Source organism: Photobacterium sp. OFAV2-7, assembly GCF_022347985.1.
Taxonomy (GTDB): Bacteria; Pseudomonadota; Gammaproteobacteria; order Enterobacterales; family Vibrionaceae; genus Photobacterium.
This window is the reverse complement of sequence record NZ_JAKRFQ010000247.1, coordinates 1-6,072: the sequence shown is the minus strand read 5'-3', so window position 1 is coordinate 6,072 and position 6,072 is coordinate 1. Positions and strand designations below refer to the sequence as shown.

The window sequence follows — 6,072 nt, the reverse complement described above, 5'->3', positions numbered from 1 at the left end:
TTCGATGAGCTTCTATATTATTCCAACAATGGTTCTCTAATCCTGTAAGTCCAAATATTGTCTACCTACTTAGGCAGCCTCTTTAAATTGATATGAACAAAGCCCTTTCTTTATTGTTGATATATGTACGATTTTCCTCATCAATTTGTTGTATTTCCCTTGTAAAAAAACAAATTCGGTTCTAAACACTAAAGTGGTAGTGGCAAAAAAAGAATCAATAATAGGGATATCTAGATATGACAAAAATGTACAAAATCCTCCCATTGGCATTGTTAATATCGGGAGTCGTTCATGCTGCAACAGATAACCCGTGGTATGCCGGTGCGCGTATTGGTGGTACCAACTTCGATAGCTTCGGTGGAGCTTTGGATGGTGCCGAGAGCAGTTTTGAACGCGATGACTGGGGTGGTGGTGCCTTTATAGGTTATACCTACAATTCTTGGTTTGGTGTTGAAGGTGGTTACACCTACCTGGGACAGGCTGACGCTAATACTGGCGGCGGTGGGTTTGAAGTGCATGGCTTGGACTTGGTAGGTAAGTTCACGTGGCATGCCGCGCCGTCATTTGATCTCTTTGGTAAGTTAGGTGGCTACGTCTTTGATGTTGATAACAGCGTAAATAATCAGGATGATAACGGTGTATCTGCAACCGCGGGGATCGGTGCTGAGTATTTCTTTAATGACGATCTGTCTGCTCGCGCGGAGTACCAATATTACAACCAGGTCGGAGGTAGCAGCCCGGGCGAAAGTGATGTTCATTTCTATGGTGTTAGCCTTGTCTACTATTGGGGAGCGCCAGAGCCGGTAGCCATTATTGAGCCAGAGCCTGAACCAGTCCCCGAGCCGGCACCAGTTCCTGTTCAGCCGGAAGTAATGAAAGTGAAAGCGCTGAGTGTGAATTTGCCTTTTGCCTTTGATAGTAATGCCTTATCGCAGTCGGATATCGATCTAATTCAACCTATTGCCCAACGGCTGGTGGAGTACCCGGAAACAAAACTCTATGTCGTAGGCCATACCGATAGCCGAGGCTCTGAAGAATACAACCAGAAACTGTCTGAAGAGCGAGCAGCTGTAGTCGCCGGTTATTTGGGCGCGCATTTTGGCATTAATAAAAGCCGTATTGTTGCCCAGGGTAAGGGGGAATCTGAGCCGCTGGCGCCAAATGATACGGAAGAAGGTCGTGCTAAAAACCGTCGTGTAGAAGTGTACACGCCTGGCTTTGAGATTACGAAGTAACACGTTTGGAAGCAGTCTTATTGAGTAAAAAAAGCGCCTTCGGGCGCTTTTTCCTTAAGGGTAACCCGTCCTAATTAAGGTAGGTCCAATTATAGCTGGCACTGAGGGCGCGCTGCATTGTAGCTTGGAAGTCGTCCAATTTCGGCTCTCAGATCACCAATGCGCGTAGAATGCGACGGGTGGGTAGAAAAAAACTCCGGAGGTTGATTACCGCCAGATGCTTTGGCCATGTTCTGCCATAGGTTGATGCTTTCATTCGGGTTAAACCCGGCTTCCGCCATTAGACGCAGGCCAATGATATCGGACTCAGATTCCTGAGCGCGACCGTATGGCATGAGTACGCCGTATTGTACGCCGAGTCCTAGCCCGGCCATGGCGGCATCATGATATTCCGTTCCACTAATAGCGATACTGGAAAGCTGTAGGCCAGCATTGGCTAACTGGTTACGTGAAAGGCGTTCGTTGCTGTGCTGGGCTAATACGTGGCCGATTTCGTGACCGATCACAGTTGCAAGCTGATCCTGATTGTTTGCTACATCCAGTAAGCCGGTATAAACACCGATTTTTCCACCCGGGAGTGCAAAGGCATTGACTTGTTCACTGTCAAAAACCACTACTTCCCATTGGCTGAAGCCGCTGCTCGGGTTTAGCTTGGTTGTTAATGCTCTTGTTACACATTGCACATATTGGTTGGTTTTTGGGTCGCGGTTGATTGTTTCTTTTTGTTTTAGCTGCTCAAAAGACTGCGCACCAAGCTGCGACATGTCTTGGCTTGAGAATAGCAGTACTTGCTGACGACCTGTCGGCGAACTGGAACAGGCCGTTAGTGCAAGGGCCGAGGCGATAAGCGCCGTACTGATAAGAGGTCGAAAGTAATTCATCTGAATGACTCCTTCCATTCAATTATAGGAAAAACTAATGGTTCGATCATACTACGGTAGACGCAGTGTTAGTAGTCGGTAAGGGGGGAGAGTGGTATTCTAGCGACATAATGATCTATAGGTAACCTCATGAGTATTTGGAAAAAAGACTTCACCTTAGATAGCTTGAACCAGAGCTCGGTGAATACGCTGGTCGAACATCTCGGAATAGAGTATAGCGATTTTGATGACAATAGCCTGAGTGCTGTGATGCCGGTTGACGCGCGAACCCATCAGCCGCTTGGGATGCTTCATGGTGGTGCGTCAGTCGTGTTGGCAGAAACGCTTGGCTCACTGGCTGCCAATATGTGTGTTGATGAGACGAGGTATTGTGTAGGGTTGGACATTAATGCCAACCATGTACGTGCTGTTCGCAGTGGAATTGTTAAAGGAATTGCAACACCAGTGCATATCGGGACGACAACCCAGGTTTGGCAGATTGAAATTACGGAAGAGCGGGGACGTTTGGTGTGTACCAGTCGTTTGACGATGGCTGTAATGAAGCATAAGAAGAAAGACACGTAACTCTATGAATTTATCTTTTTCTGAAGGACGTATCATTGCCAATCAGCACGAGTTGGTTGTTCGTCTTAATGGCGTATCTCGAGCCTCATTGCAGGCAAGGGTTGACGATATCACCTTAATTGGTGGTGCCAACGTTGTTACCGCGACTGGAAGTGGCGTTAACTGGTCGGTACGACTGGATAGTGAAGAGCAACTGAACCAGCTTGCAGAAGCGGTAGGTATTGCGATCCAATAAGTTGTAGATGCTGTGAGCCAGCGAACCCATTTCTGTGTCAAAGAACGTTGAAAGGGAAAAGTCATTCCTACCGTCATTTTCCTTGAACTGAGCTCGCTGGTCTCACTCTGAATCCTGCATCTTGAGGTAGCTTGGGTATAATGCTGTGAGCTTCGCAGCATCTAAACTTGATATTACTCTTCTGATATCGGTATCACGCATACTCAATGCCTTTATAGTAACTGATAAAGACAAGTTGCAACTCTTTGTTTTTTAAGAATGGATTGAGATCATTTCTCGTAACACTTCAAACTGCGAGTTTTTACCTCCGAAATGGCTCCCTGGATACAATTTTATGAGAGCACGTGCTCATTAATTACTATTTTGACCCAAAACTCTAGCGACGAAGTGTCATTTGTTGCACTCTGGTTGTGAGTGATAATACTAAAACAATGAATTATTGACTGCGTATTTGTGTAGGGAATAAGTGACTGAATGAGTTCAGTTTCTCAAGGTAAAGGGAGTGTTAATGATTCAACCTCAGCTTAAGCAAATTGCTGAAACTGCCTATTTGACTATGTATAGTCAGCGACCTGAACTGTGCAACATCCAAGAAACTTTTTATGGTTGGGTTGTATTTGTGGCATCACCAAGAGGGAAAGCTGTCGTAAAGTTCTCAAGAGAGATAGGGCGGCTGGCGAAAGAAATTAACAGTTTAAAACGCTTATCTGATTGTCTTGATTGCTCTGTTCCTGAAATATTGTTTTTCGGCCGGGAAGAAGGCTATGACTACATAATGATGGAATGGCTCGATGGAATGTCGGCTCATGACTTACCCAATGATCCTGTCGCACTTGAAAGTTTTCGTGAAAGTTATACCGATTTATTGCTTGCTCTTCATGATAACCAATCGCAACAAGGGTTTGAGCTGGCAGAAGATCACTATGAGCCTTGCCTGATCAAGGCGTTTGATAGCTGGATGGCGCCGGTGCTGCGCTACGTGCAAAGTGGATGCTCACCATTCTCGCCCAAACTAAAAGAAGCCTACGGCTCAATGTGGGAGAGAAAGGAGGAGATCCTCTCACCCATCAATAATAACTCATCATTTGTTCATGATGACTGCCATGTCGGTAACGTGCTATTTGATCCTCGGACATATAAAGTAGCAGCAATTCTCGACCCTTGTGATGCGGGCTATAAGCACCGCGAGTTCGATCTATTTCACCTCTACGATGTGCGCCCTGATTTGAAGCTTGTTGAGCGATATCAGGAAAAAGTGCCATTAGCCGAAGGTTTCGAGCTTAGACGTTGGTTCCTCAGTTTGTGGGATGACGCTAAGCATAGTCGAAACATGGGATGGTATGATGAGGCATGGCTAACGTCCAAGGTAAATCAATTTAACGAGATCTATGCCCACAGGTAGAACTTGCTAGCGAATGATTTATCAGCATATTATTGTGGTATAGGAATGATTTAAGGTTAACAGAATGAGAATAATTGCAGCCTGTATTGCAGCAGTCATACTCGCTGGATGTGCACAGCAACAAGTTACCCGTGGGCCAGAACCGAAACCTGAACCAGAGGTTGGGGGAGAGGTGAAACCTGTTGAGCCCATTGTTAGTGAGCCTGTGATTGCCCCGGTTTCGCAGCCAGAGCCTGTAGTAAAACCTGAACTCAAACCAGAGCCTAAGCCGGAGCCTAAACCAAAGCCTGCACCGGTTGTGACTAAGACCCAGGACGGAAAGTTAATTCTGGGTGCAGAAGAGTGGGTTTGGTTAGATTCAGCTAAGCAGCATGTAAGAGTGAAGGTTGACTCCGATGTGAAGCTTTCTACGATTGGCGTGACGGATGTTCAGGAGTTTGAGCGAGATGGAAATGACTGGATTAAATTCAAAACCAGTGGCCATTCAGTCGAGCTACCTGTTGAACGTTGGCTGAAAGGTAAAAATGGAAGCAAAGAGCGTCAGGCCGTTGTTAAGCTAAGGGCTAAGCTGGGCGAACTGAATGAGTTGACGGAGTTTGCGCTGACAGCAGGCAAGGGAATTGTGCTCGGAATTAACTTTATCCGGGACGTTGCTATTGTCGACGGAACGCGGAAATACGTACAGCCAAAGGCGAAGAAATAGCCACATCCCCAACAGTAATAAAAAAGGCGGTGATACCGCCTTTTGCTTTGTAACACTTTCTTTTACTGTGTCTCAACCGTCACTTCGTAACTGGTGAACTTGCGGATATTGATCACGCCGTTATCGAAGATCAGATATTGCCCCTTGATACCGAGTAACGTCCCCTCTACGGTAGGGTTTTTGTCAAAGTTATGGGACGTAATTTTAGTGGGGTATTGCGTAACCGGGTACTGAATGCTGACCAACTCTTCATTGAGTTGTTCGACAGCATCTTCACCATACAGTGCCAGAAGTTCATTGAGGCGAGTTTCGATGGTAGGGAGTAATCGTTCAGCTTCAGCTTTCAGGTCAATGTTCTCGTTGTCCCCTTTGAGCATTGCCCGCCAGTTCGTTTTGTCTGCCACCATTTCGGCCAGGGCGATTTCAACAAGACCTGAAATCTGACGGGTCTTTACTTTTAAAATAGGTAGTGCCTGTGTCGCACCTTGATCTATCCAACGAGTCGGTAGCTGTGTATGGCGTGTAATGCCAACCTTCAGCCCTGACGTGTTAGAAAGGTAGACGTAGTGTGGCACCATACAGTGGGTATCCCCCCATTCTGGCTCCCTGCAGGTTCCCTTTGCATAATGGCAAGTTTCCGGCTTCATGATACACATGTCACAGCGAGCCAGTTTTTTCATACAGGGAAAGCAATGTCCCTGTGAGTAGCTTTTCTTAGTTTTCTTGCCACAGGCATCGCAAAAGATATTTCCGGTATAGGTCAGTTTCAGTGTTTTACCTATTAGGGGGTTTAGGGGCAAGAGTTCATCACCGACAGGAAGCTGGTACTCAACTTCATTTCCTAGCGATGACTTCATTTTTTTTAGTGTGCCTAGCATGACTTTGCTCATATTTTATTTTATGTAGTAGAGATGATTTTATCATTACTCTCACCCGAACTCAGAACTGATTCACTGTTGGTTACAGTATTGTAAATGTTTGTAAGTTGTGCGCTGTATATGTTTACTGTCTGTGGTGTCTTGGTATCATTTTGTTTAATAACAACAACTAGA

The 6,072-nt window shown here is 45.9% G+C and carries 7 protein-coding genes; 5 read left to right on the top strand and 2 right to left on the bottom strand.

The window, feature by feature from the left end; translation table 11 throughout:
• The first annotated feature begins 236 nt into the window (after window positions 1–236).
• Window positions 237–1,235 (top strand): OmpA family protein, encoded by a 999-nt coding sequence (locus tag MHN01_RS13620; RefSeq protein ID WP_239411841.1) that lies wholly within the window; start codon window positions 237–239, stop codon window positions 1,233–1,235.
• An 89-nt stretch (window positions 1,236–1,324) separates the two neighbouring features.
• On the opposite strand, the gene MHN01_RS13615 is transcribed toward MHN01_RS13620, so the two are convergent.
• Window positions 1,325–2,116 carry a M48 family metallopeptidase gene (locus MHN01_RS13615; protein ID WP_239411840.1) on the bottom strand — a complete coding sequence of 264 codons (792 nt, stop codon included), beginning with the start codon at window positions 2,114–2,116 and terminating at the stop codon, window positions 1,325–1,327.
• A gap of 129 nt (window positions 2,117–2,245) precedes the next feature.
• On the opposite strand from MHN01_RS13615, the gene MHN01_RS13610 reads away from it, so the two are divergent.
• The 4 genes from MHN01_RS13610 (at window position 2,246) to MHN01_RS13595 (ending at window position 5,020) form a co-directional block, all read left to right on the top strand.
• Entirely contained in the window at window positions 2,246–2,680 is a 435-nt protein-coding gene (locus MHN01_RS13610) for a hotdog fold thioesterase (RefSeq protein ID WP_239411839.1), read from the top strand.
• Between the two features lie 4 nt (window positions 2,681–2,684).
• Window positions 2,685–2,915 (top strand): DUF3389 domain-containing protein, encoded by a 231-nt coding sequence (locus MHN01_RS13605; protein ID WP_160650922.1) that lies wholly within the window; start codon window positions 2,685–2,687, stop codon window positions 2,913–2,915.
• 508 nt (window positions 2,916–3,423) lie between these two features.
• Window positions 3,424–4,317, top strand: a complete 894-nt coding sequence (locus MHN01_RS13600; protein ID WP_239411838.1) for a phosphotransferase — start codon at window positions 3,424–3,426, stop codon at window positions 4,315–4,317.
• Between the two features lie 64 nt (window positions 4,318–4,381).
• The gene (locus MHN01_RS13595; RefSeq protein ID WP_239411837.1) at window positions 4,382–5,020 is read left to right on the top strand and encodes a RimK/LysX family protein; all 639 of its coding nucleotides are present in this window, start codon (window positions 4,382–4,384) and stop codon (window positions 5,018–5,020) included.
• Window positions 5,021–5,082: 62 nt separating this feature from the next.
• Here MHN01_RS13595 and MHN01_RS13590 read toward each other — a convergent pair whose 3' ends face one another.
• Entirely contained in the window at window positions 5,083–5,910 is an 828-nt protein-coding gene (locus MHN01_RS13590) for a DUF2797 domain-containing protein (RefSeq protein ID WP_239411836.1), read from the bottom strand.
• Between the last annotated feature and the right edge of the window lie 162 nt (window positions 5,911–6,072).